The organism is Curtobacterium flaccumfaciens (assembly GCF_051548005.1).
Lineage (GTDB): Bacteria > Actinomycetota > Actinomycetes > Actinomycetales > Microbacteriaceae > Curtobacterium.
Genome location: NZ_JBPUGH010000032.1, coordinates 1 through 25008 on the forward strand (window position 1 = coordinate 1; position 25008 = coordinate 25008).

A 25008-nucleotide genomic window follows, 5' to 3' on the forward strand; every position below is an offset into this window, starting at 1 on the left:
GCGTCGAGCAGCGGCCCCTCGCTCCACCACGGGTTCGGCCCGGGCATCGCGACGTCCTGCGACGCCCTCGCCGAGTCGACCGAGCGCACGCCGGTCCAGTCGGACACGACGATGCCGTCGAAGCCCCACTCCGAGTTCAGCGGTGTCTCGAGCAGGTCGTTCTCCGAGGCGGTCACGCCGTTGATCGCGTTGTAGGACGACATGATCGCCCAGGCGTGCGCCTCGGTGACCGCCTTCTCGAACGCGAGCAGGTAGAGCTCGCGCAGGGCGCGGTCGGACACCTCGGTCGAGGCGGTGAAGCGGTCGGTCTCGTAGTCGTTCGCGATGTAGTGCTTCGGGGTCGCGGCGACGCCGTTCTCCTGCACACCCTCGACGTAGCTGGCCGCCAGGTCGGCGGTGAGCACGGGGTCCTCGCTGAACGCCTCGAAGTGGCGACCGCCGAGGGGCGAGCGGTGCAGGTTGATCGTCGGGCCGAGCACGACGTCGACACCCTTGCGCCGCGCCTCGACCGCGGCCGCGGCGCCGTAGCGCTTGGCGATCGCGCGGTCCCAGCTCGCGGACAGCGCGGTGGCGGACGGCAGGTTGAGCGACGGGTCGCGCTCGTCCCACACCTCGCCGCGGACGCCGGACGGCCCGTCGGACATGAGGATGCGGCGGAGCCCGATCTTCTCGATGGGCCAGGTGGTCCAGAAGTCACGTCCGGTGAGCAGCTGCACCTTCTCCTCGACGGTCAGCTGGTCGAGGAGCGCCTCGATGCGCTCGGCCAGCGGACTGGAGGCACGGGTCGTCTCGTTCACGATGGTCACGGTGGTCGGTCCTTTCGTGGGTGGGCGGGCGTCAGCGCACGCCGCGGATGCGGGAGACGGAGGCGATGCCGAGCAGGCCGACCACCGCTCCGGTGATGAAGAAGCCGCTGTAGCCGCCGGTGAGGGCGATCACGCCCGGGGCGGCGGCGGGGACGATCGACTGCGGGAGGGCCTGGGCGATGTTCACGACGCCGAGGTCCTTCGCGTTGTCCTGGTCGGACGGCAGCACGTCGGTGATGAGCGCGAGGTCGACCGCGTAGAAGACACCCATGCCGGCGCCCATGACGAACTCGCCGACGAGCACCATCGACAGCGACGGCGCGAGCGCGATGAGCACGAGGCCCACGACCCCGACGACGCCGGCGACCGCCACGAAGAGCTTGCGGCGCCCGAGGCGGTCGGACAGCCAGCCCGCGACGAGCGAGGTGAGGACGATGCCGACGACGTTCCAGAGCGTGCCCTGGAAGACCGCGTTCGCGAGGTTCGCGTCGTCCACCCCGATGTCGTCGCGCAGGAAGTACGTCAGGTAGGACACCGCGGTGTACTGCGCGGCGACCATCATGAAGCGGGTGAGCCACGCCCAGCCGAGGTCCGGGTGCTTGACCGGGTTGAAGACGAACGAGCCGAAGAGCTGCCCGACGCCGAGCCTCGTGGTCGGGCGGTTCACGAGCACGCGGTCGCGGAACAGCACGGCGTAGAGGACGACGAGGGCCGAGCCGATCGCCCCGGGGACGATCATCTGCGTGGCCGAGGTCGAGAAGAGCTGCACGAGGAAGGTGCCGCCGACGAGCGCGAGGTTCTGCGCCAGCCCGAGGAGCGCGGCGACGCGGCCGCGCTGCGAGCGGGTGACGTGGTCCGGCATCACCGCGGTGAGTGCGGCGATCGTGGCGTTGTACGCGATCTGCGCGACGCCCCAGGCGACCACGAGGACGACGACGGAGGACGTCGTCGCGACGGCTACGAGGGCTGCGAAGCCGACCACCGTGCCACCGATGATCCACGGACGACGCATGCCGAGCCTCCCGGCGGTCCGGTCGCTCAGACGACCGGCCAGGGGGTTGGCGACCATCGCCGCGAACGCGCCGATGCCGAGCGCGGTGCCGAGCACGCCGGCCTGGTTCTGCGGCGCGATCTCCGCGACCTTGAGCGCCATCGCGACGAGCACGGGCGGCAGGAGGGCGATGAACAGGCCGAACATCGCGATCGGCATGCCGAGCGTGTACATCAGCGGGTTGCCCCGGCCCCGCGTCGGTGCGACTGCGGTGGGGGTGTCGGCCATGGTCAGGGCGTCGTTGGCCACTGGGTCCTTCTTCCGGGTACGCCACCAGCGCCGGTGACTCGCACGCCTTCCTCGGCGGCTGCGTCCACGGTAGCACCCAAAACCTACTTACGCTTGGTTTATCCCGGGTGCTGCGAGCGGTATGGTCACCGCATGGCACGACGGGGTTCGTACGCAAAGGGCATCGCGAAGCGCGAGGAGATCCTCTCGATCGCGCTCGACCTCGTCGCCGTCAACGGCTTCCGCCGCACCAGCATCAAGGACATCGCCGACGCCGTGGGGCTCACCCAGGCCGGACTGCTGCACTACTTCGACTCGAAGGACGAGCTGTGGGTCGAGGTGCTCAAGCGCCGCGACGCCATCGACGACGCGCACGACTGGCAGGCGTCGGACCCGGCCGAGCTCCTCGCCGCGGTGGTGCGGCACAACGCCGAGGTCCCGGGTCTCGTGCAGATGTTCGTGAACCTGTCCGCCGCGGCCGCGACCGATCCGGAACACGCGGCGCACGCGTACTTCCAACAGCGGTACGACACGGGCCGGGCGACTATGGCGGGCCAGCTCCGCGAGATGCAGGACGCCGGACGTCTGCGGGCCGACATCGACACCGAGGCCCTGGCGAGCATCATGCTCGCGGTGTCCGACGGCATGCAGATCCAGTGGCTCTACGACCCGTCGCGGGACATGGCCGCGCACGTGGAACTGATCGCGCAGCTCGCCGTGACGCAGGCCGCCGCCGCCGGCGTCAGCGACTGACGGACCGCAGCTCGGGGAACCCGTCCTCGCGCCACTCCCCCTCGACGGGCACACCGTCCGCGGCCGCCCGCTCCTCGCGCTCCCGCAGCTCGACCCGGCGGATCTTGCCCGAGATCGTCTTCGGCAGCTCCGCGAACTCGACGCGGCGGACCCGGGCGTACGCGGGGAGTGCCGTCCGCGCGTGCTGCAGGACCTGCAGGGCGGTGTCCGCGTCGGCGTCCCACCCCGCCGCGAGCGTCACGTACGCCTTGACGATGTTGAGCCGTGCAGCGTCGGGAGCGGGCACGACCGCGCTCTCGGCGACGGCGGGGTGCTGGAGCAGGGCGCTCTCGACCTCGAACGGCGACACCTTGTAGTCCAAGGACTTGAACACGTCGTCGGTCCGGCCGATGAACGTCAGCTGCCCGTCGGCGTCACGCGAGGCGATGTCCCCGGTGTGGAAGAACCCGTCGCGCATCGCGACCTCGGTCCGGTCGGGGTCGCCGAGGTAGCCGGACATGAGGTTCAGCGGGCGGCGCGTCAGGTCGAGGCACACCTCGCCCTCGTCGGTCCGCTCGCCGGTCACGGGGTCGAGCAGCACGACGTCGACGCCCGGCAGCGGGGTGCCCATCGCCCCGGGGGTCACGGGAGCACCGGGCGGGTTGCCGATGATCGCCGTGGTCTCGGTCTGGCCGTAGCCGTCGCGGATCGTCAGGCCCCAGGCGTCGGCGACCCGCGAGATGACCTCGGGGTTGAGCGGCTCCCCCGCCGAAACGACCTCGCGGAGCGCCCGCGGCCGTGCCCCGAGGTCGCCCTGCAGCATCATCCGCCAGGCGGTCGGCGGCGCGCAGAACGACGTGACCTCGTGCCGGTCGAGTGCGTCGAGCAGCGCCACCGGGTCGAACCGCGGGGTGTCGTGCACGAAGATCGTGGCCTCGGCGATCCACGGCGCGAAGAAGCAGCTCCACGCGTGCTTGCCCCAGCCGGGCGAGCTGATCGCGAGGTGCACGTCGCCCGGGCGGACGCCGATCCAGTGCATGGTGCTGAGGTGGCCGACCGGGTACGAGGTCTGCGAGTGCACGACCATCTTCGGCTTCGAGGTCGTCCCCGAGGTGAAGTAGACCAGGCAGGGGTCGGTCGCGAGGGTGCGGACCACGGGTCGGGCCTCGCCGTCGGGGGCGGGCTCGCCGAGGTCGGTCGGGTAGGTCGTCCAGCCGTCGACCGCGTCCCCGACGGCGATGCGCGAGAAGTCACTGTGCACGCCGTCGAACTTGGTGGTCTCCGAGGCGTTCGTCACGACGTGCGCCACGGATCCGCGGTCGACGCGGTCCTGGAGGTCGGCGGTGTCGAGCATCGTGGTCGTCGGCAGGATCACGGCACCGACCTTCATCACCGCGAGCATCGTCTCCCAGATCTCGAGCTGGTTGCCGAGCATGAGGAGCACGTGGTCGCCCTTTCGGACGCCGTGCGCGTGCAGGAACGCCGCGAGCCGGTCGGACCGCGCCGCCATCTCGGCGTAGCTGAAACGACGGTCGTGCTCCGCGTCGACGAGGTGGAGCGCGGTGCGGTCGTTGTCGCGGGCGATGACGTCGAACCAGTCGTCCGCCCAGTTGAACGTCTCGCCGACGTCGGGCCAGGTGAAGTCGGCACGGGCCTGCTCAGCGGAGTCGGCCGCGAGCAGCTGGTCGCGGGCGGCGCGGAAGGCGGCGGTCACATCGGGGGAGGACACCGTACGATCATGCCCGATCACGCTGCGCCGTCGGTGACCGAGCGGCTGCGGCACGCTGCCGCGCACCGGCCGGGAGGCCCGTGGAGCGTCGAGCGGACAGGTACCGCCCGTGCCTGGTTGCGTCCACCCCGCGCCGGGCAGGATGGGCGGGTACGCAAGACTCGACGAAGAGGAGACGCGATGACGCGCGTGGTGGTCACCGGAGGCAGCGGGAAGCTCGGACGGGCCGTGGTCCGGCACCTGGACGAGCACGGGTACGACGTGGTGCTCGTGGACCGGGTGCCCTCCCCCGACAAGCCCGAGCGGGTGCCGTTCATCCGCACCGACCTCACCGACCACGGCCAGGTCCTGAACGTGCTGCTCGGGGTGGACGACCGGTACGACCACGTCGACGCCGTGGTGCACCTCGCCGCCGTGCCCGCTCCGGGGCAGGTGCCGGACGTGGCCCTCATCACGAACAACGTGACGTCGTCGATCAACGTCTTCCACGCCGCTCGCCAGGCCGGCATCAAGAACGTGGTGTGGGCGTCGAGCGAGACCCTGCTCGGCATCCCGATGGGCGAGCACCACCCGCCGTACCTGCCCGTGGACGAGGAGTTCCCGGTCCGCCCGCAGTCGTCGTACTCCCTCGGCAAGGCCGTGGAGGAGGAGATGGCGCGCCACTTCACCCGCTGGGACCCGGAGCTGAAGATGATCGGCCTGCGGTTCTCGAACGTCATGGACGAGACCGACTACCCGTCGTTCCCGTGGGACGCGACCCCGGAGGCGAAGACCTTCAACCTGTGGTCGTACATCGACTCCCGCGACGGCGCCCAGGCCGTCCGGCGGGCCCTCGAGGCCGACCTCACGGGGTTCGAGGCGTTCGTGATCGCGAGCCCCGACACCGTCATGGACACCCCGACGATCGAGCTCGTCGAGCGGTTCGTCCCGGACATCGAACGCCGGAGCGACATCGACGGCGTCAGCTCGCTGCTCTCGAGCGAGAAGGCCCGCGAGCTGCTCGGCTACGCACCCGAGCACAGCTGGCGCGACCACCGCAGCTGAGCCCGGTCGCGCCCCACCGGGCGGCCGCCCCGAGACGCGCCGCCCGGAGGGGTCAGGCCGGCAGCAGGAGTCCGTCGAGGACGAGGTCGCGCGCTCGCGGCAGCAGGTCGGCCACGAGCGCGTCCTCGTCCACACCCGTGATCTGCGCGATCGCACCGGTGATCGCCCGCACCGACAGCTCGCCGTCGCACGCGCCGACGAACGCGGCGAGCGCCGTGTCGGCGTCCACCCGGCGTCCGAACCCACCGCCCTGCACGAGCGTCATCACGGTCGGGTCGTCGTTGCCCGGCCAGTAGTACCGTTCCTCGGTGACGTCACCGGCAACGCGCAGGTGCGCGGCGCCGAGCGCTTCGTCGTCGTGAGCGGCGAGCCAGTCGGCCGCGTCGAGGACGCGAGCGACGGTCGCGCCGAGCCCCGCGGGGTTGGAGCCGAGCGTCTCGGGGACGCGCTCGAAGCGGCGGAGGCGGGGCGCGCCTCCCGGCCGCTCGTCCGGGGTCGCCGGCCGTCGCACGACGACGTACCCGAAGCCGACGCCGGTGACACGGCGGTCGCGGAAGTCGTCGAGCCAGGCGTCCACCAGGTCGTCGAACTCGGCGCTGCCGGGCTTCGTCCCGCCGTCGCGGATCCAGGTCTCGGCGTAGGCGGGCGGGTCCTCGCGCTCCCGCTCGACCACCCAGGCGTCGAGGTCGGAGTCCGCGAACCAGGACCGCACCCGGTCGAGTCCATCGGAGCCCCAGCGGTACTCCCAGTTGCCGAGGAGCTGCGCCGTGCCGCCCGGTGCGAGGTGCTCGCCCAGGCCGCGCAGGACGGTCTCGACGAGGGCGTCGCCCACCATGCCGCCGTCGCGGTACTCGTAGGACGGGACGCCTTCGCGGCGGGGCGTGATGACGAACGGCGGGTTCGAGACGATCCGGTCGAAGCGTTCACCGGCGACGGGTTCGAACAGGGAGCCGAGCCGGAACTCGATCCCGTCGAGCCCGTTGAGCGCGACGTTGAAGCGAGCGATGTCGAGCGCGCGGCGGGAGATGTCGGTGGCGACGACCTCGTCGGCGAACCGGCGGGCGTGCATCGCCTGGATGCCGCACCCGGTGCCGAGGTCGAGCACCCGACGGACCCGGACGGGCACCTGCAGACCGGAGAGCGTGGTGGTGGCCCCGCCGATGCCGAGCACGTGCTCCTCCCCCAGTGCCGTGCCGAGTGCGAGCTCGCCGAGGTCCGAGACGATCCACCAGCTGCCGGCGCCGAGGTCGTCGACGAACGCGTAGGGCCGGAGGTCGACCGTGGGGTGGACGAGCGCATCGGCGGGGTCGAGCGGCAGGCCGGAGTCGTCGGTGTCGGCCTCGTCGGTGTCGGCCTCGTCGGTGTCGGTCTCGGGTGCCGTGTCGCTCCGCAGCAGCCCGGCGGCGACGACCCGGTCGACGCCCGCCGACGGGAACGCAGCGTCCGCGTGTGCCCGCGACACCGGCAGCCCGAGGACGAAGAGCGTGGCGAGGGTGGCGAGCGGTGACGACTCCCGCGACGCCAGTGCACGCAGCGCCGCCACGCGTGATCCACGGTGGAGCGACGCCGCGGCCTCGGTCCCCCACAGCGAGTCGAGCCGTTCGACGGTGAAGCCGGCGGCCTCGAGGTCTGCGGCGATCGCGGCGACCGCTGCGGGTTCGGTCGCGATCGCGGGCAGCCGGTGCGCCGGTCGAGCGGCCGGGGTCACGGGGCGACGTCCTCGCGCATGAGGGCCGCCGGGACCTCCCACGCCGCGACGAGGTCGAGCAGTCCGGGGAACCGCTGCTGCACGTCGTCGAACCGCACGCGACTCGACCGGACGAGGCCCTCCTGGTGCTGTTCGAGCAGCCCGGCCTCGCGCAGGACCCGGAAGTGGTGCGTCAGCGTCGACTTCGGCCGGTCGATGCCGACCCAGCCGCAGCTCCGCACCCCGCCGGCGGCGTCGATCAGGTACCGGTGCAGGATGGCGAGGCGGATCGGGTCGCTCAGGGCGTCGAGCACGACGGGCAGGTCCATCTCGGCGACGGTCGGCTGGGGCAGCCGCTCCGGGGCATCGACGTTGGCGGGCATGCACGAGACGGTAGCACCGTTCACCTCGCTGTACGACTTGCGTCGTACAGGCGACTGCGGTACGAATGCAGTCGTACAAGACCTCCTCGGAAGGGTGCTCATGCAGCAGTCAGCTCGCTCGGTCGCCGGGTTCTGGATCCTCGCCGCGGTGCTCCTCGCCGCGATGGCGTCCTCCTCGGTGCCGTCGCCCATCTACCCCGTCTACGCGGCCGAGTGGCACCTCACCCCGCTCATGCTCACCGCGGTGTTCGCGATCTACGTCGCCGGACTCCTCGTCACGATGCTCGTCGCCGGACGCCTGTCGGACCACGTCGGCCGGAAGCCCGTGCTCTTCGCGGGTGGTCTGCTGCTCGTGGTCTCCCTCGTCCTCTTCACGCGGGCCGACGGGCTCGGTGCGCTGATCCTCGACCGGATCGTCCAGGGCGTCGCGGTCGGCCTCCTCATCGGTGCCCTCGGGGCCGCGCTCATCGACCACTCGCTCGGGCGCTTCCCGTCGCTCGCTGGCGTCCTCAACGGCGCCGTCCCGCCGTTCGCCCTCGCGACCGGCGCGCTGTCGAGCGGCGCCCTCGTCGAGTGGGGTCCCGCGCCCGAACAGCTCGTCTACGTGGTGTTCGGTGCGCTGCTGCTCGTCCTCGTGATCGCCCTCGTCGTCGTCCCCGAGCGGGTCACCCGCCGACCGGGCGCGCTCCGGTCGCTCCGACCGACCGTGTCGGTGCCCCGCGCCTCGCGAGCACTCTTCCGCAGCGTCGCCGGCGCCCTCGTGGCGAGCTGGGCCCTCGGTGGACTCTTCCTCTCCCTCGTGCCCTCGGCACTCGGCGCGGTGTTCGGCATCCGGGACCACTTCGCCGCCGGAGCCCTCATCGCCGTGGTGACCGGGGTCGGCGGGCTCACCGGTCTCGCGATCCAGCGGCTCGACACCCGCCGCAGCCTGCTCCTCGGGCTCGTCGCGCTCATCGTCGGCCCGGTGGTCACCGTGTCGTTCGTGTTCGCGCACTCGCTGCCCGGCCTCGTCGTCGGGAGCGCGATCGCCGGCATCGGGTTCGGTGCCGGGTTCCAGGCGCCGCTCCGGATGCTGCTCGCGACCGCCGCCCCGACGCACCGTGCCGGACTGCTGTCGACGATCTACATCGTGAGCTACCTGGCCTTCGGCGTCCCTGCCGTCGTGGCGGGTCTCGTCGAGCCGGCGTTCGGCTTCGTGCCGGTGCTCGCCGGCTACGGGGCGTTCATCGTCCTCGCCGCCGCGACCGCCCTCGTCCTCCAGCTCGCGTCGACCCGACGGGCTGAGGTCGAGGAGCAGGCCGCCGAGGTCGTCGAGCGCACCGCCACCGGGTCCGTCCGGACCTGCCCCGAGCGGGGTGCCGCGGCGGCCGACTGAGCGGGCGTGCGGCGCCGGTTCAGTGACCGGGGCGCGGGTGCTTCGTTGCGCGGGACTGCATGCCCATGTTCCGGTGCGCGTCCGCGTGGGCGGCGTCGACGTCCGCCTTGCCCCGGTCCGCGATGTTGCGCAGCCACTTCGGGCCGCGGGTCTTCGCCCAGTCCCAGAAGCGGTGGAGTTGTGCCCGGAGCCACGTGATGATCCGGTGGAAGAAGTGGAACTCGCTCGCGAGGATCGTCAGTCCGATGAACACCACGAGCCACCCCGGGCCCGGCAGCGGCACGAGGATCAGGCCGATGACGACCACCAGGCCGCCGACGACCCCGACGAGCACCTTGTAGACGAGGTGCACGTGCGGACGGGCGTGGATCCACGCACGGAGGTCACGGAACCACTGGAAGCGGTGGCGCCGCGCCTCCGAGGCCTCGACAGCGCCGGGGGTCTGCTCGGCAGCGCCGGGTCGCTCGTCGGGTGTGCGGTCCATGTCGGCACGGTAGGGGCCGCGGCTGGGAAACTGCGCCGTGGTGGACGGCAGGGACCTGGACGGCGCACCACGCGCCTCCCGGCCGGATCGTGTCGGTCCCCGGTACCGGCCCGACGCGGCCTGGAGGCTCGTCACGCGTGCGCGACGCACGTCGCCGCCCACGGGACGGCAGCCAGGCGCGCCTCCGGGATCGGCTCCCCACCGACCGCGCAGCGGCCGTAGGTCCCGGCGTCGAGCCGCGCGAGCGCGGCGTCCACCAGCCGGATCCGCTCACGGGCGTCGTCCCGCACCGCGCCGAGCGAACCGCGCTCCCACGCGAGGGTCGCACCCTCGGGGTCGTGCTCGTCGTCGGAGTTGGCGTCCTGCCGGGCGTCGCTGACGTCCCGCATGCTCTGCTCGACGCCGGCCAGCAGGCGTTCGTTCCGGAGACGCTCGGCGGTGAGTGCGGCGCGGGGGTCGTCCATGGCGGACCACGGTAGTCCCGACCATCGCCGGCCGCCGCCGTCCGGGCCACCGCCGCCCGCCGTCGTCCGGGCCTGTGCGGTCCGCCGTGATCGGGCGTCGTCGCGGAATGGACGCCCGCTCGGATGCGTTCTCATCGACATGACCAAGATCGGGTTCCTGTCGTTCGGACACTGGCGCGACGTGCCGGGGTCGAAGGTGCGCAGCGCGCGCGAGGCCCTCGTCCAGGCGGTCGACCTCGCCGTCGCCGCCGAGGAAGCCGGGGTGGACGGCGCCTACTTCCGGGTGCACCACTTCGCCCCGCAGCAGGCTGCACCGTTCCCGCTCCTGTCCGCGATCGCCGCCCGGACCAGCCGCATCGAGATCGGCACCGGCGTCATCGACATGCGCTACGAGAACCCGCTCTACATGGCCGAGGAGGCCGCCGCGACCGACCTCATCTCCGGAGGACGGCTGCAGCTCGGCGTCTCCCGTGGGTCACCCGAGACCGCTCTCGCCGGTTACCAGCAGTTCGGATACGTCCCCGACGCCGGCGACCCGAACGGCGCGGACCTCGCCCGGGCGCACACGAGCGTCTTCCGCCGGGCGATCGCCGGCGAGCCGATGGCGAACGCGAACCCGCAGATGACCGGGATGGCCGGGTCGCTGCCGGTCTTCCCGCTCTCCGACACGCTGCCGGACCGCATCTGGTGGGGTGCCGGCACCCGCGCCACCGCGGAGTGGACCGCCGAGCAGGGCATGAACCTCATGTCGTCGACGCTCCTCACCGAGGACACCGGCGTGCCGTTCGACGAGCTCCAGGCCGAGCAGATCGAGCGCTTCCGGACGACCTGGGAGTCGATGGGCTGGGAGCGGACCCCGCGGGTCTCGGTCTCGCGGAGCATCATCCCGATCATCGACGACGAGTCCCGCCACTACTTCGGCGTCCGGGCGCAGGTCGAGGGACAGGACCAGGTCGGACACCTCGACGGCGGGCTCGCCCGCTTCGGCCGCTCGTACATCGGGTCGCCCGAGGAGCTCGTCGCGGAGCTCGCCGCCGACCGGGCCGTCCGTGCTGCCGACATCGTCCTCGTCACCGTGCCGAACCAGCTCGGGGTTGCTTGGTGTGCATCGCAGCTCGCAGCGGTCAAGGCGATCATGGCGGAAGTCGACGCGACCGCGGACGTCACCTGATACGCGCCGTTAGGTCACGTCGTCGCGGTGACCGCCGACCGCATGTCAGTACAGCCTTCTGAGTGGGTCGGCACCTCCGAAAGCGACTTAAGATCGTGTCCTGTGCGACGATGGCGACCGACCGAGCTACGGTCTTGATCGTACGAAGCTGCCGAACGGACAACGAGAGTCCGCGCCAGCACCATCGATCAATCGGGGTAGAACTTTGGCCAAAGCCCGCGATTTCTCTATCTTCCTTTTGAAACCGGGCTTTACGGAGCCCGAAGATGCACTCAAGCCGGATCACGATCTCGTAGAGGCCAAACTCGAATCGAGTAGCGCACACAAGTGGCCGGTTTTCATCAAGACGAACGCGCCTAAGCCACCTTGGTGGACTGCATACTTCTCCGTCGCGGAGACCATCAAACAGGGCTTTGCCGGCGCAATGGTCTTTGTCACAACTTCTGGCCGGACCTTCGCACTCACCTTTGGTCAAACGCGGCACTCGCTGAGAGACGAGGCCTATGAGTACGACTTCGGGTTGCGGACAACTCTCAACGCAGTTGAGCCGTCTGAGATCCGCAACACGGACGAGTTGGACCCGGCAACTTCTCGCAGGCGTCGTACGCAGCTACCCGAACACGCCGACCTCACCTACTTTGACTTCGACGGAAATAGCTCCGTACTCCGCTCTTTGACCGGCGCCATAAGACCGGAGTATGCGGACCTATTTACCCACGCGACGGGCGCAAACAATCTGCGCGTTAGCAGCAAGAAACCCATTGCCGAACTGACACCTCTGCTTGATGAGATCTATTCCGTGTACAACAAGACGGTGTATCTGGAAGCGTTTCCAGCAGCTAATAACATTCAACCCGTAGCAGACCCAAGCACCCTCAACCGGTTGAATGATGCACTTGTCGACGCCATCCGGATCAACGACGACCATGTGACTCTGACCATACCCGAACTTGTTGATTTTCAGCAGGACTTCGAAATAACGTATTCGGGAGCGGGTCGCAGCGATCTCTACACGGACGCGTCACTCTTTGACTATTACGACTATTTGACCAGCAATGGCAGAAGCGTCTCGGAACTCACCCTTGAGAGCTTGCGATCACATCGTCTTCGCGTGTTAAGTGATACAGGCTTCGAGAGGGCTAGCTACTCAATCTACCGTTGCACAGTATTTGAAGTGACGCTGAACGGTTTCGACGGCGTCTTTCACCTGAGCGAAGGTACCTGGTATCAGGTTGATGCGGATTACTTGGCGAGACTAACGACGGATCTCGATGAGTATTTCTCTGATACCCCCCTTCCTCCCCGAGAAGTTCATCTGGAATCTGAGTACAACCGTGATCAACTCGTGCCGCACTGGGTCGGATCAGTACTCCTGGACACGACCGACACAAGCCCCGCCGGAGAAAAGCAGGTCGAGCCCTGCGATGTCATCCGTGTAGAGAACGGCTTACTGGTACTCACGCACGTGAAGCTCGGAGTGAAAGCGTCCGCCCTTAGTCACCTTTTCAGTCAGGGCGCGAATTCAGTCGATTTGCTGAATGGCGAACCAGAAGCCCGTGAGATTTTGAGTGCGCTGATACTTGATCGCTCCCCCGAGTTTGATATCAAGCCTCTTGATCACCGTAGCTTTGCTGTGGAGTACGTGATCGTTACCAAGAACGACCTAGCACTCCGATCAAGCGCTCTACCTCTCTTTTCCCGGATCAGCTTACGTCGGGCGATACGATCACTTGCGGGCAGAAAGACCGCAACAACGGTTTACCTTGTTGCTGACGAGTACGTCGGGGAGTCGCGCGAGAAGCCGCGAAAAGCGCGGAAGCCAAAGGAATCGGTCAAATTCGGGTGACGTCTGCACGGGGCCCAGTTGAGCGCTGACGTAGCGCTCGTTGTACCGACGCACTAGCTGGCTGCATCTGATCCGTGCCGAACCAGCTCGGCGTCGACTTCAACGCCCGGCTGCTCGCCGCGGTGAAGGACGTCTTCACGGAGGTGGACGCGGCACCCGTCCCCGCCTGAGCGCAGCGGTCCCCGCCCGAGCGCAGCGGTCCCCGCCTGAGCGCAGAGGTCCCCGCCCGGGCGCAGCGGTCCCCCATGTCGCCGACACCCGGGCTGGGGCTGTGTCGTGCGGGCACCGCGCCGTAGCGTCGAGGGGCACATCCGCGCTCCGTCTCCTCGAGGAGGACCCCGTGACGCTCCCGGCCGCCGGCTGGTTCCCCGATCCGCAGGACGCAACGCGACTGCGCTGGTGGGACGGGCGTACCTGGGCCGAGGCGACCCGTGCCCTGCCGACCCGGACGGAGCCGATCGTGCCCGTGGTGGTCGCGCCCGTCGGGCCCTCGTTCTCCGTCGGTACCGCGGCGATCAGGACGCGCCCGTGGGCGTCCGACGCAGGGAGCGTCCGACGGCTCTGCGTGCTGACCGTCGTCGCCGCCCTGGCCGCGGCGCTCTCAGCGGTCTGGAACCCGCTCGGGCTCGCCAGCGCGGCCGCGTTGGCGATCGGGTCGATCGCCGTGCTCGCTCCCCGGGCGACCGGCCGGTGGCGGGTGCTCTCACGGAGCATCGCGGCGAGCGCCATAGTCGTCGCGGTGGCCACCGCTGCCGTCGCCGCGTCGGCGCAGTTCCGCCTGTTCTGACGCCGCGCGCCCCACTCCCGCTCCGCCCCTCCCCCCGCGTCTCGCCGCGCCCCGCGCCCCGCCCCGCCCATCGAACCGCGAAGGCGACATCGAACCACCGTGCTCGGTCGGTTCGATGTCGCTCCCGAGGTTCGACACCGCTCCGGCCACCACGGATCCGCGACGCGCCCGCCCTACCCCCGCCGCGCCCGCGGATGCGCCGTCTGGTACACGTCCCGCAGCATGTCCGCCGTCACCATCGTGTAGATCTGCGTCGTCGCGACGCTCGCGTGCCCGAGCAGCTCCTGCACGACACGCACGTCCGCTCCGCCCTCGAGCAGGTGCGTCGCGAACGAGTGCCGGAACGTGTGCGGCGACACGTGCGCCTCGAGACCCGCCGCGGCCGCAGCCGCCTGGATCACGAGCCACGCACTCTGCCGTGACAACCGTGCCCCGCGGGCACCGAGGAACAGCGCCGGCGTCGACGGCCCCCGGGCCGCGAACACCGGCCGCGCCCGGACGAGGTACGCGTCGATGGCTGCATGGGCGAAGCTGCCGAGCGGCACGATGCGCTGCTTGTTCCCCTTGCCCGTCACCCGCACGACAGCGACCCCGTCCCCGTCGTCCGACTGCACGTCGTCCACCGACAGCCCCACGGCCTCGGAGATGCGCGCCCCCGTGGCGTAGAGCAGCTCGAGCAGCGCCCGGTCCCGCAGCTGCACGGGATCGTCCCCGACGACGGCGCCGAGCAGCCGCTCCATGTCGTGCACGGAGATCGCCTTCGGCAGTCGCATCGGGGCCTTCGGCGGACGGACCGCGGTACCGGGGTCGAGCGGCAGCCACCCCTCGCCCGCCGCGAACGCCGTGAAGGACCGCACCGAACTGAGCATCCGCGCGATCGACCGTGGCGCGAGCGGATCCGACCGGGTGGCGAGGTGCTCCACGAACCCGGCGACGTCCGCCCGAGCCAGGCGTCCGACGTCGTCGACGGCGGCGGCTCCCCCGGCTCGGTCGGCGCCCGCGGAGTCGACCACCGGAGCATCCGACAACCACGCCGCGAACACCGCGAGGTCTCGTCGGTACGCGGCCACCGTGTGCTGCGACAGCCCACGCTCGATCGCGACGTGCCGCAGGTACGTCTCCGTGGCCTGGTCGAGCGCGATCACCTGGCCACCGTGGCGACCGGCACGCTACCGACGGGCAGCGGCGTCGGCGGCGAGGACCGCCACGACCAACCCGGAGTTGTGCAGCCGACCGTCGAGGATCGCCTCGACCAGCTCGGCGCGTGGCACCCAGCGCTTCACGATGTCCGCCTCTTCAGCCTCGCGCGCGAACGCCGAAGCGGCGGCTCGGATGCCTCGGGCGCGGTAGATCTCGAGGAACTCGTCGCTGCCGCCCGAGGACGTGTTGTAGGTGACGAGGTGCTCCCACTCGTCGGCCTCGACGTCGGCCTCTTCGGCGAGCTCGCGCTTCGCGGCCGCGAGGTGGTCTTCGCCCGGGTGGTCGAGGAGCCCGGCGGGCAGTTCCCAGTCGCGTACCCGCACCGGGTGCCGGTACTGCTGGATGACGAGGACGCGCCCCTCGTCGTCCTCTGCGTAGACCGCGACCGCGCCGGTGTGGTCGATGTACTCGCGCACCATCGAGCCGTCCCCGTAGGCGACGGTGTCTCGCTTCACGTTCCAGACGACGCCCTCGTACACGACCTCGGACTCGGTGACGTCGAAGGAGGTGGGCTCGTCTGCGATGGGTGCGTCGGTCACGTCCTCAATCCAAGCACGCGCGCGCGGGAACCAGGTTCTGGACACAGCACCGCGCTTCTCCGTGGTGCTGTGTCCAGAACCTGGTTCCGCCCGTCAGCGACGAGACCCACAGACGGACCGGAGGCGCGGTGCCAGCCGGCATCGCGCCTCCCGGCCGCATCTCGGTCGCGTCAGGCAGCCGACTCCTGCGGGTCGAACAGGCTCGAGGCACCCGCACGCTCGATCGCGGCACCGACCAGCCCGGCGAACAGCGGGTGCGCGTTCGTCGGACGCGACCGGAGCTCCGGGTGCGCCTGCGTGGCGATGTAGAACGGGTGCACCTCGCGCGGCAGCTCCACGTACTCGACGAGCGTGCCGTCGGGCGACGTGCCCGAGAACACGAGGCCGGCGTCCGCGATCTGCTGGCGGTAGTGGTTGTTGACCTCGTAGCGGTGACGGTGCCGCTCCGATGCTTCCGTGGCACCGTAGAGCTCGGCCGCGAGCGACCCCTCGGTGAAGTGCGCGGGGTAGAGGCCGAGGCGCATGGTCCCGCCGAGGTCGCCGCCCGCGATGATGTCGACCTGCTCGGCCATCGTCGCGATGACCGGCGTCGTGGTCTCCGGGTCGAACTCGGTGCTCGACGCGTCGGTCAGCCCGGCCTCGTGCCGGGCGTACTCGATGACCATGCACTGCAGGCCGAGGCAGAGGCCCAGCGTCGGGATGCCCTGCTCACGCGCGAAGCGGAGTGCGCCGAGCTTGCCCTCGATGCCGCGCACGCCGAAGCCACCCGGGACGCAGATGCCGTCGACGTCGCCGAGGTGCTTCGCGGCACCCTCGGGCGTGGTGCAGTCGTCGGACACGACCCACTTGAGCTTCACGCGGGCGTTGTGGGCGAACCCGCCCGCCCGCAGCGCCTCGGTGACCGAGAGGTACGCGTCCGGGAGGTCGATGTACTTGCCGACGAGGGCGATCGTGACCTCCTTCTTCGGCTCGTGCACCGCGTCGAGGACCGGCTTCCACGCCGACCAGTCGACGTCGTGCGCCTCGAGGCGGAGGGCGTCGATGATGACCTGGTCGAGGCCCTGGTCGTGCAGCAGCCCCGGGAGGTCGTAGATCGACGGCACGTCGACGGCGTTGACCACGGCGTCCTCGTCAACGTCGCACATGAGGGCGATCTTGCGCTTGTTCGCGTCCGACACGGGCCGGTCGCTGCGGAGGACGAGCGCGTCCGGCTGGATGCCGATCGAGCGGAGCTGCGCGACGGAGTGCTGCGTCGGCTTGGTCTTCTGCTCGCCGGAGGCGTTCATGAACGGCACGAGCGAGACGTGCACGAAGAAGACGTTGTTCCGGCCGAGCTCGTGGCGCACCTGACGCGCCGACTCGATGAACGGCTGCGACTCGATGTCACCGACGGTGCCACCGACCTCGGTGATGATCACGTCGGGCTGCGGGTCGTTCTCGGCCTGCTCGCGCATACGACGCTTGATCTCGTCGGTGATGTGCGGGATGACCTGGACCGTGTCGCCGAGGTACTCGCCCCGACGCTCCTTGGCGATGACGCTCGAGTAGACCTGCCCGGTCGTGACGTTCGCCGCCTGCGAGAGGTTGATGTCGAGGAAGCGCTCGTAGTGCCCGATGTCGAGGTCGGTCTCGGCGCCGTCGTCGGTCACGAAGACCTCGCCGTGCTGGAACGGGTTCATCGTGCCCGGGTCCACGTTGAGGTACGGATCGAGCTTCTGCATGACGACCTTGAGGCCGCGCGCCGTGAGCAGGTTGCCGAGGCTGGCCGCCGTCAGGCCCTTGCCGAGAGACGAGACGACCCCGCCGGTCACGAAGATCTGCTTCGTCACCTTCGGGGTCTGGTTCGAAGATTGTGTTCCGCCGCTGTAAGTGTCCGCCACGGGCTTCCATCTTACGTCAGTTCGGACGGGAGGCGCGACCCGCGTTCGCCGCGGGCGTTGCGCGGGTGGGTGCCCGGTGCTCCGCCCGCCTGGTGGCGCGCCCGGCGTCGCGGGGTCGCGCCTCGTGCCCGCCTCCCTCCGGAAGGCGGGCACTGACCGCGCGCGCACCTACCGAGTGGACGGATGTCAGGCGGACTGGCCGGCGACCTCGAGGAGCTCGCGGGCGTGCTCCATGCCGCTCGCGCTGTCCCCGAGACCGGAGAGCAGCCGCGCCATCTCCTGCAGTCGCTCCTCGCCGTCGAGGCGCCGCACGCTCGACGAGGTGACCGCACCGCTCGCGTCCTTCACGACGTTGAGGTGGTTGTTCGCGAACGCGGCGACCTGCGCGAGGTGCGTCACGACGATCACCTGCGTCCGCTCCGCGAGCTGCGCCAGTCGGCGTCCGATCTCGATCGCCGCCGCCCCGCCGACACCGGCGTCGACCTCGTCGAAGACGAACGTCGGGACCGTGGTGCTGCCGGCCATGACGACCTCGATCGCGAGCATCACGCGCGAGAGCTCACCGCCGGACGCGCCCTTGCCGATCGGTCGCGGATCGGTGCCGGAGTGCGGCTGCAGCAGGATCGCCACCTGGTCGCGACCGTGCCGGCGGTACTCGCCCGCGTCGGTGACCTCGACCACGAGGGTGGCGCCTGCCATCGCGAGCGACTTCAGTTCGGCGGTCACGCGCTTCGCGAGGTCGACCGCGGCCTTCGTGCGCGCGCTCGTCAGGTCCGCGGCGGCGTCCGCGAGGCGTTGTTCGTCCTGCTCGACCGCCTGCTGCAGCGCGGCGATCCGGTCGTCGTCGCCGTCGAGTTCCAGGAGTCGTTCGCCCGCTCGCTGGCCGTACGCGATGACGTCGTCGACGGTCTCGCCGTACTTGCGGGTGAGTCCGGCGAGCAGTGCGCGTCGTTCGTTGATGAGTTCGAGGTCGTGCCCGGCGTCGGGTTCGAGCGACCCGAGGTAGCTCGACAGGCTCGCCGAGGCCTCCGTCGCCTGGATGCTGAGCTCCGTCAGCTGCTCGAGCACGGGCTGCAGCGCGGCGTCCGAGGCCGCGACGCGCTCGATCGCGCGGCGAGCCGACTCCACCAGACCGACGACGTCCGGAGCACCCTCGAGCGACTCGCTCGACAGCGCTTCGTGCGCGAGGCCGGCCGACAGCCGGAGTTCCTCGAGGTTGCCCAACCGTTCGGCACGTTCGGCGAGTTCGGCGTCCTCGCCCGGCTGCGGGTCGGCCGCCTCGATCTCGTCGGAGGCTGCGCGGATCCGTTCGGCCTCCGCGACCCGGTCGTCGCGGTCACGGGTCAGGGTCTCGAGCTCGCCCGCGTGCTGCTGCCACGCGTCGTACGCGGCGACGTAGGCGTCGAAGGCCTTCTGCAGCTTCGGGCCGCCGAAGCCGTCGAGAGCAGCGCGCTGTGCGGCCGCCGAGGTGAGCCGGATCTGGTCGGACTGGCCGTGCACGGTGACGAGCTGGTCGGCGAGTTCCCCGAGCACCGCGACCGGGGCACTGCGACCGCCCACCGTCGCGCGACTGCGACCCTCGGCCGAGACGGTGCGGGTGAGGATCAGCTCGCCGTCCTCGACGGCGCCCCCGGCGTCCTCGACGCGTTCGGCGACCGCATCGTGGTCGGGCACGTGCCAGCGTCCTTCGACGACCGCGGACGACGCGCCTCGACGGACGGCACCCGCATCGGCGCGGGCCCCGAGCAGGAGACCGAGCGCCGTGACGATCATCGTCTTCCCGGCGCCGGTCTCGCCGGTCACGACGGTGAACCCGGGGCCGAGTTCGAGCGTGGTCTCGCCGATCACCCCGAGGTCGGTGATCGAGATCTCCTCGATCACCGGTCGACCTCGTCGTCGCGCTGTGGGCCGCGCCAGCCGGTGACGGGCAGGCGGAACTTGGCCACCAAGCGGTCGGTGAACGGGGCGTCCTTGAGCCGCGCGACGCGGACCGGCTCGGACGACCGGTGCACCTCGACGCGGGCTCCCGGCGGCAGGTCGTGCGCCCGACGGCCGTCGCACCACAACACGCCGACACCGCTCGTCCGACGGAGCACCTCGACCGCGAGGGTGCAGTCCGGGCCCACGACGATGGGGCGGGAGAACAGGGCGTGCGCGCTGAGGGGCACCATGAGGATCGCGTCGACGTCCGGCCAGACGATCGGGCCGCCGCCGGAGAACGAGTACGCCGTGGAGCCGGTCGGCGTCGAGATGACCACACCGTCGCAGCCGAAGGAGGACAGCGGACGACCGTCGACCTCGGTCACGACCTCGAGCATGCGTTCGCGCGACGCCTTCTCGATGGTGGCCTCGTTCAGCGCCCAGGACGAGTAGACGGTCTCCTGCCCGACGACGACGTCGACCTGCAGCGCCACACGCTCCTCGACGTGGTAGTCCCCGCGGAGCGTCCGCTGCACCGTCTCCTCGAGGTCGGGCCGCTCGCTCTCGGCCAGGAACCCGACGTGACCCAGGTTCACCCCGACGATCGCAGCGCGGGTCCCGCGGACGAGTTCTGCTGCTCGGAGGATGGTCCCGTCGCCGCCGAGCACGATGACGATCTCGAGCTGGTCCGCCTGCACGTCCACTCCGAGGATGTCGACCTGCCCAACCGATGCCTCGGCCCGTCGGACGTCGGCGTACTCGTCGAACGGCATCACCGGGTTGAGGCCAGCGGCGTGCAGGATGTCACAGACCTCGACCGCGGCGTCGATGGAGTCCTGCCGCCCCGTGTGCGAGACGAGCAGGATGTGCCGTTCGTCGCTCATGCCACCCCTTCCGCCAGGCTCGTCGCCCGGTCGATCCATTCTGTCGGATTGGTACCGACACCACGCTGGAAGCGCGCGAGGTACTCGTGGTTCCCGTGGGTGCCGACGATCGGCGAGGCCGCGAGCCCGGACGTCCCGAGGCCCGCGTCCCAGGCCGACCAGAGCACGTTCATCAGCGCGTCGTTGCGCAGCCCGGGGTCACGCACGATGCCCTCCCGCACACCACCGCGGCCGACCTCGAACTGCGGCTTCACGAGGAGCACGAAGTCGTCGGACGGCACCGCGGCAGCGAGCACGGGCAGCACGATCCGGAGCGAGATGAACGACAGATCGCCCACCACGAGCGTCGTCTCGGCCGCTGCGGGATCGAGGGCGGCGTAGGACTCGGCGGTGAGGTTGCGCGCATTGCACCCCTCGACCACGGCGACACGGTCGTCGAGGGCGACCACGGGGTCGAGCTGGCCGTGTCCGACGTCGAGGGCGACGACCCGTCGCGCACCACGGGCGAGGAGAACCTGCGTGAAGCCGCCCGTGCTCGCCCCGACGTCCAGCGCCACTCGGTCGGCAGGGTCGATGTCGAAGGCGTCGAGGGCGCCGACGAGCTTCACCGCAGCACGGGAGACCCACTCGTCACCGGCGTCGACGACGATCGCGGCGTCCGCTCGGGTGGGGTGCGACGGCTTGACGACCGCCGTCCCGGCGACGGTGACGCGCCCGTCCTGGATGAGCTTCGCCGCCGCCGTGCGCGACCGCGCGAGTCCGCGTTCGGCGACGAGGGCGTCGAGGCGGACGGGACCACCGCGAGCGCCCTCGGGTGCTCCGGCGGACTCAGGCACTCGTCGTGCCGCCGCTCTCGAGCCGGGTGCGCAGTTCGTCGTGGAGCGCCGCGAAGGCGTCCGCTCGGTCCGCGAGGTCGAGGCCCTCCGCCGCCGCCGTGCGCGCAGCGAAGTCGTCGTGGTCCTGGTCGGACACGGGAGCGACCGCGGCGCCACCGGGCTTCGGCCGTGCCGGGGCGTCGCCGGGCAGCGACGGCGTCGGGCGGTCCTCGTTCGGCACGTCCGTCACGCTACTCGCCGCCGTACAGCTTCGGGTCCACGTCGAGACCGTAGATCGCCAGGCCCGACTCCCAGATGATCGTCGCACCAGCACGCAGCCGGTCGAGGTCGTCCCCGTCGTCCAGCACCCGGACGACGTGACCGCGCATCGCGACCGTCGCTTCGCCGACCGTGACGTACCGGGTGCCGTCCTCGTCCTCGCGCCGGATCGTCACCGGGTAGGGGGCCGAGAGCCCGCGGAGGTCACCGAGGATGTAGTCCGGCCTCGACTTCGGGTCCGCCGCGAGGACCTGCTTCGCCTGGTCGATCCCGGTCAGCACGAGGACACTCGGGATCCCGGCGTCGTTCGCGCCCTTGATGTCGGTGTCGAGTCGATCGCCGATGAAGAGCGGGTGCTCGCCGCCGAACCGGGCGAGGGCCGCGTCGAAGATCGGACGCTCGGGCTTGCCGGCGACGACCGGCATCCGGCCGACGGCCTGGTGCACGGCGGACACGAGCGTGCCGTTGCCCGGCGCGATCCCGCGTTCGACGGGGATCGACCAGTCCATGTTCGTCGCGACCCACGGCACGTCCGGATCCGCGAGTGCGAAGGACGCCTCGGCGAGTTCCTTCCACCCGAGGTCGGGCGAGAAGCCCTGGATGACCGCTGCCGGTCGGTCCTCGGCACTGTTCGTGACGGTGAACCCCGCCTCCTCGACGATGCTCGTGAGGCCGAGTCCACCGGTCACGAGGATCGTGGATCCGGCCGGAACGAGCGTCGAGAGCAGTCGGGCGCCGGCCTGCGAGGAGGTCACGACGTCGTCCGCGACGACCTCGAGGCCGAACGCCTCGAGGTGCTCGGCGACGTCGACCGGACGTCGTGACGCGTTGTTCGTGATGTACCCGACCCGCGCCGCGAGGGAGGCTCGGGTGAGCTCCTCCACCGCGTACGGGATCGCGTTCCGCCCGCGGTACACGACGCCGTCGAGGTCGGTCAGGACCAGGTCGACGCCGTGCGTGGGCGGAACCGGGGTGTCGGTCGGCTGCGGAGCCGTGTCAGTCGGCTGCGGAGCCGTCGACGTCGACGGGGTTGTCGTCGTCGATCTCTCCGGGTTCGTCTGCGGGGCCGGGCTCGTCGAGGGGGGCGGGCTCGTCGGCAGGCTCGAGCTCGTCGTCGGCGTCCTGCTCGACTGCGGGCTCGTCGAGCTGCTCGGCGTCGTCCTCTCGCTGTCCTTCGTCCTCGATCGCTTCCTCGACCACATCAATCGTCTCCCAAGCATCTTCGTCAGCGGCCTCGGCCAACGCCGCGGTCGCGTGATCGACACGGGCCCACCACTCGTCGGCCTCGTCCTGACGACCGAGCTCCTCGAGCGTGGCCGCGTAAGCACTGTAGAGCGCCGGGGACCAGCTGTAGGCCGTGGACGGGTCGAGCTGTGGAATCTCCAGCTCCCCGAGCGCGGCCTGTGGATTGCCCAGGTCGAGGCGCGCGCCGGACATCGCGATGGCGAGCTCCACCTGCACCGGTGTGTCGAGGGCCGCGCGGTCCACCGACCGGCCGAGCTCGAGCGCACGCTCCGGCCGACCGAGGCCACGCTCGCAGTCGACCATCATCGGCAGCTGGTCGTTCTTCCCCGCGATGCGCCGGTAGGTCCGGAGCTCGCGCAGCGCCGTGGCGAAGTCGCCGAGGCGGTACGCGGTGATCGCGGCCGTCTCCCGGACCACGGCCACCCGGCCGGCGCGACGCGCGGCGCTCAGCGCGTGCTGGTTCGCCGTCTCGGGATCGGTGTCCACGAGGAGCGCTGCCGAGACGAGGTGCTTCGCCACCCAGTCCGCGTTGTCCTTGCTGAGGGTCTTGAGCTCTGCTCGCGCAGCGGGGTCGAGGTCACGCGCCTGCACACCGTCCGGGATCTCCGGGTCGTCGTGGCGGGGTCGGATCGACTTCGTTCCGTACGGGTCGCGGTCCTCCCAGTCGTCGCGGGCAGCCTCGCCGAAGCGAGCACCGGCATGACGCGAGCCGTCCCCGAAACGACGGCGCTCTTCCCCTCCGTCGCGGCGAGGACGGTCGGAATCCCCGCGGAACGGGCGGCCGCCGTCGCGGCGCTCGGGACGGTCGCCGTCACGAGCCGGGCGGTCAGAACGGAACGGACGATCCCCGTCGCGACCCGGGCGGGCCGACCCACCACGGTAGGGACGGTCCCCATCACGCTGCGGGCGGTCGGGCCCACCACGGAACGGACGATCCGACCCACCACGGTACGGACGGTCCCCATCACGCTGCGGGCGGTCAGAACCACCACGGAACGGACGATCCGACCCACCACGGTAGGGGCGGTCGGAGCCGCCGCGGTACGGACGATCCCCATCACGCTGCGGACGATCGGACCCACCCCGGTACGAACGGTCTCCGTCACGCTGCGGACGGTCCGACCCACCACGGAACGGACGGTCGGACCCACCACGGTAGGGACGGTCGCCATCACGCTGCGGACGATCAGCACGGAACGGGCGGTCGGAGCCGCCGCGGTGCGCACGGTCACCATCACGCTGCGGACGATCAGACCCACCGCGGTAGGCACGGTCACCATCACGCTGCGGACCGCCGGCGCCACGCGGACCATCGCCCCGAGGTGGACGGCCCGCATCGCCCCGTTCGCCCCGCCACGCCGGCCGGTCGCCACGCTGCGGACCGTCACGGAACGGACGACCGCCCTCGCGGCGCTCACCCCCGCCGCGGCGATCGCCCTCGCGGCGTTCGAAGTCCCGCGGGCCGGACGACCAGCGACCGCCCTGGGCGCCGTCACGACGAGGCCCACGGTCTCCGTCTCGACGCGGCCGATCCGATCGGCCTTCGCCGTCTCGTCGCTGTTCGTCGTCGTTCGCCACCGTCGCTCCTCGTCTGCGCGCCCGGTTTCCCGAGCTGTCGTCCACTGTGTCGTTGTCGTTGTGTGCCGTCCACGAGCACGACACACGCCCAGTCCATCACGAACCGAGCCGCGCGTCGAGACGAGCGGACGCCACAAACAGAAATGGCCACCGGCCCTCGCGAGAGATGGGTTTCCCCTGCTCTCGACGGAGGGCCAGTGGCCACGTCATTCTTGCAAAATAAGTCCGGCGGCGTCCTACTCTCCCACAAGGTCCCCCTTGCAGTACCATCGGCGCTGAGAGGCTTAGCTTCCGGGTTCGGAATGTGACCGGGCGTTTCCCTCTCGCTATGACCACCGGAACACCTTCGACCCAATCGCTTGGAAGTTCGAACGCTGTTCCGCGCATGCGCGGTGTTCAGTTTCTTGTTCCCGATCGTCTGTCGGGAACCACAAAGTGGACGCGAGCCCGTGTCCCGAAGGTCACGGAAATAGTTGTGTTGTCAAGTCTTCGGCTTATTAGTACCGGTCAGCTCCACGGGTCGTTAGTCCCCGCTTCCACATCCGGCCTATCAACCCAGTAGTCTGCTGGGAGCCTCTCACACTCAAGGTGCATGGAAATCTCATCTCGAAGACGGCTTCCCGCTTAGATGCTTTCAGCGGTTATCCGGTCCGAACGTAGCTAATCAGCGGTGCCCTTGGCAGAACAACTGACACACCAGAGGTTCGTCCATCCCGGTCCTCTCGTACTAGGGATAGATCTTCTCAAATTTCCAACGCGCGCAGCGGATAGGGACCGAACTGTCTCACGACGTTCTAAACCCAGCTCGCGTACCGCTTTAATGGGCGAACAGCCCAACCCTTGGGACCTACTCCAGCCCCAGGATGCGACGAGCCGACATC

Annotated in this window: 22 protein-coding genes and 2 rRNA genes; 6 read left to right on the forward strand and 18 right to left on the reverse strand. The window is 70.3% G+C overall.

What is annotated here, in order from left to right; translation table 11 throughout:
- Both ACSW7Y_RS06120 and ACSW7Y_RS06125 read right to left on the reverse strand, forming a co-directional pair.
- Positions 1-806 (reverse strand): glycoside hydrolase family 3 protein (locus ACSW7Y_RS06120; RefSeq protein ID WP_438125436.1); only part of this gene is annotated, 806 nt, incomplete at its 3' end.
- 31 nt (positions 807-837) lie between these two features.
- The gene (locus tag ACSW7Y_RS06125; protein WP_438125437.1) at positions 838-2106 is read right to left on the reverse strand and encodes an MFS transporter; all 1269 of its coding nucleotides are present in this window, start codon (positions 2104-2106) and stop codon (positions 838-840) included.
- Positions 2107-2238: 132 nt separating this feature from the next.
- Between ACSW7Y_RS06125 and ACSW7Y_RS06130 the strand changes: the two genes are divergently transcribed.
- Complete coding sequence (locus ACSW7Y_RS06130) at positions 2239-2838, forward strand: TetR/AcrR family transcriptional regulator (protein WP_438125438.1); 600 nt, start codon at positions 2239-2241, stop codon at positions 2836-2838.
- On the opposite strand, the gene ACSW7Y_RS06135 is transcribed toward ACSW7Y_RS06130, so the two are convergent.
- On the reverse strand, positions 2828-4546 hold the full coding sequence (locus ACSW7Y_RS06135) for an AMP-binding protein (protein ID WP_438125439.1): 1719 nt from the start codon (positions 4544-4546) through the stop codon (positions 2828-2830). The genes ACSW7Y_RS06130 and ACSW7Y_RS06135 overlap by 11 nt on opposite strands.
- Positions 4547-4726: 180 nt before the next feature.
- Between ACSW7Y_RS06135 and ACSW7Y_RS06140 the strand changes: the two genes are divergently transcribed.
- Positions 4727-5590 carry an NAD-dependent epimerase/dehydratase family protein gene (locus ACSW7Y_RS06140; protein WP_400415488.1) on the forward strand — a complete coding sequence of 288 codons (864 nt, stop codon included), beginning with the start codon at positions 4727-4729 and terminating at the stop codon, positions 5588-5590.
- 52 nt (positions 5591-5642) lie between these two features.
- On the opposite strand, the gene ACSW7Y_RS06145 is transcribed toward ACSW7Y_RS06140, so the two are convergent.
- The gene (locus ACSW7Y_RS06145; RefSeq protein WP_438125440.1) at positions 5643-7298 is read right to left on the reverse strand and encodes a DUF7059 domain-containing protein; all 1656 of its coding nucleotides are present in this window, start codon (positions 7296-7298) and stop codon (positions 5643-5645) included.
- Positions 7295-7660, reverse strand: a complete 366-nt coding sequence (locus ACSW7Y_RS06150) for an ArsR/SmtB family transcription factor (protein ID WP_290133813.1) — start codon at positions 7658-7660, stop codon at positions 7295-7297. The genes ACSW7Y_RS06145 and ACSW7Y_RS06150 overlap by 4 nt, the downstream gene beginning before the upstream one ends.
- Positions 7661-7760: 100 nt before the next feature.
- On the opposite strand from ACSW7Y_RS06150, the gene ACSW7Y_RS06155 reads away from it, so the two are divergent.
- A complete protein-coding gene (locus ACSW7Y_RS06155; RefSeq protein ID WP_438125441.1) occupies positions 7761-9035 on the forward strand; it encodes an MFS transporter in 1275 nt (424 codons plus the stop codon).
- Positions 9036-9054: 19 nt separating this feature from the next.
- Here the strand turns inward: ACSW7Y_RS06155 and ACSW7Y_RS06160 are convergent, their stop codons facing one another.
- Both ACSW7Y_RS06160 and ACSW7Y_RS06165 read right to left on the reverse strand, forming a co-directional pair.
- Positions 9055-9519, reverse strand: a complete 465-nt coding sequence (locus ACSW7Y_RS06160; RefSeq protein ID WP_438125442.1) for a TIGR02611 family protein — start codon at positions 9517-9519, stop codon at positions 9055-9057.
- A 131-nt stretch (positions 9520-9650) separates the two neighbouring features.
- The gene (locus ACSW7Y_RS06165) at positions 9651-9983 is read right to left on the reverse strand and encodes a TraR/DksA family transcriptional regulator (protein WP_438125443.1); all 333 of its coding nucleotides are present in this window, start codon (positions 9981-9983) and stop codon (positions 9651-9653) included.
- Between the two features lie 139 nt (positions 9984-10122).
- Here ACSW7Y_RS06165 and ACSW7Y_RS06170 point away from each other — a divergent pair, with 139 nt between their 5' ends.
- From ACSW7Y_RS06170 to ACSW7Y_RS06180, 3 genes are all read left to right on the forward strand, one after another.
- Complete coding sequence (locus tag ACSW7Y_RS06170) at positions 10123-11154, forward strand: LLM class flavin-dependent oxidoreductase (protein WP_438125444.1); 1032 nt, start codon at positions 10123-10125, stop codon at positions 11152-11154.
- Between the two features lie 205 nt (positions 11155-11359).
- Positions 11360-13000, forward strand: coding sequence for a DUF6119 family protein (locus ACSW7Y_RS06175; RefSeq protein ID WP_438125445.1), 1641 nt, complete (start codon positions 11360-11362; stop codon positions 12998-13000).
- A 340-nt stretch (positions 13001-13340) separates the two neighbouring features.
- A complete protein-coding gene (locus ACSW7Y_RS06180) occupies positions 13341-13787 on the forward strand; it encodes a DUF2510 domain-containing protein (protein ID WP_438125446.1) in 447 nt (148 codons plus the stop codon).
- A gap of 173 nt (positions 13788-13960) precedes the next feature.
- Here ACSW7Y_RS06180 and ACSW7Y_RS06185 read toward each other — a convergent pair whose 3' ends face one another.
- The 11 genes from ACSW7Y_RS06185 to ACSW7Y_RS06235 all read right to left on the reverse strand — a co-directional run.
- The gene (locus ACSW7Y_RS06185; RefSeq protein WP_438125454.1) at positions 13961-14929 is read right to left on the reverse strand and encodes a site-specific tyrosine recombinase XerD; all 969 of its coding nucleotides are present in this window, start codon (positions 14927-14929) and stop codon (positions 13961-13963) included.
- Between the two features lie 27 nt (positions 14930-14956).
- Positions 14957-15526, reverse strand: coding sequence for an NUDIX domain-containing protein (locus tag ACSW7Y_RS06190; RefSeq protein WP_438125447.1), 570 nt, complete (start codon positions 15524-15526; stop codon positions 14957-14959).
- A gap of 170 nt (positions 15527-15696) precedes the next feature.
- A complete protein-coding gene (locus ACSW7Y_RS06195; RefSeq protein ID WP_438125448.1) occupies positions 15697-17406 on the reverse strand; it encodes a CTP synthase in 1710 nt (569 codons plus the stop codon).
- A gap of 186 nt (positions 17407-17592) precedes the next feature.
- Positions 17593-19287, reverse strand: coding sequence for a DNA repair protein RecN (gene recN, locus ACSW7Y_RS06200; RefSeq protein ID WP_438125449.1), 1695 nt, complete (start codon positions 19285-19287; stop codon positions 17593-17595).
- Complete coding sequence (locus tag ACSW7Y_RS06205) at positions 19284-20210, reverse strand: NAD kinase (RefSeq protein ID WP_438125450.1); 927 nt, start codon at positions 20208-20210, stop codon at positions 19284-19286. Before ACSW7Y_RS06205 ends, recN begins: the two co-directional genes overlap by 4 nt.
- On the reverse strand, positions 20207-21046 hold the full coding sequence (locus tag ACSW7Y_RS06210; protein ID WP_438125451.1) for a TlyA family RNA methyltransferase: 840 nt from the start codon (positions 21044-21046) through the stop codon (positions 20207-20209). The genes ACSW7Y_RS06205 and ACSW7Y_RS06210 overlap by 4 nt, the downstream gene beginning before the upstream one ends.
- A complete protein-coding gene (locus ACSW7Y_RS06215; RefSeq protein WP_438125452.1) occupies positions 21039-21266 on the reverse strand; it encodes a hypothetical protein in 228 nt (75 codons plus the stop codon). Before ACSW7Y_RS06215 ends, ACSW7Y_RS06210 begins: the two co-directional genes overlap by 8 nt.
- A 10-nt stretch (positions 21267-21276) precedes the next feature.
- A complete protein-coding gene (locus ACSW7Y_RS06220; RefSeq protein WP_438125455.1) occupies positions 21277-22248 on the reverse strand; it encodes an HAD-IIA family hydrolase in 972 nt (323 codons plus the stop codon).
- 52 nt (positions 22249-22300) lie between these two features.
- Complete coding sequence (locus tag ACSW7Y_RS06225; protein ID WP_438125453.1) at positions 22301-23140, reverse strand: hypothetical protein; 840 nt, start codon at positions 23138-23140, stop codon at positions 22301-22303.
- Between the two features lie 1210 nt (positions 23141-24350).
- Positions 24351-24467: ribosomal RNA gene (rrf, locus tag ACSW7Y_RS06230) — 5S ribosomal RNA — on the reverse strand.
- 137 nt (positions 24468-24604) lie between these two features.
- Positions 24605-25008: ribosomal RNA gene (locus ACSW7Y_RS06235) — 23S ribosomal RNA — on the reverse strand; the annotation flags it as partial.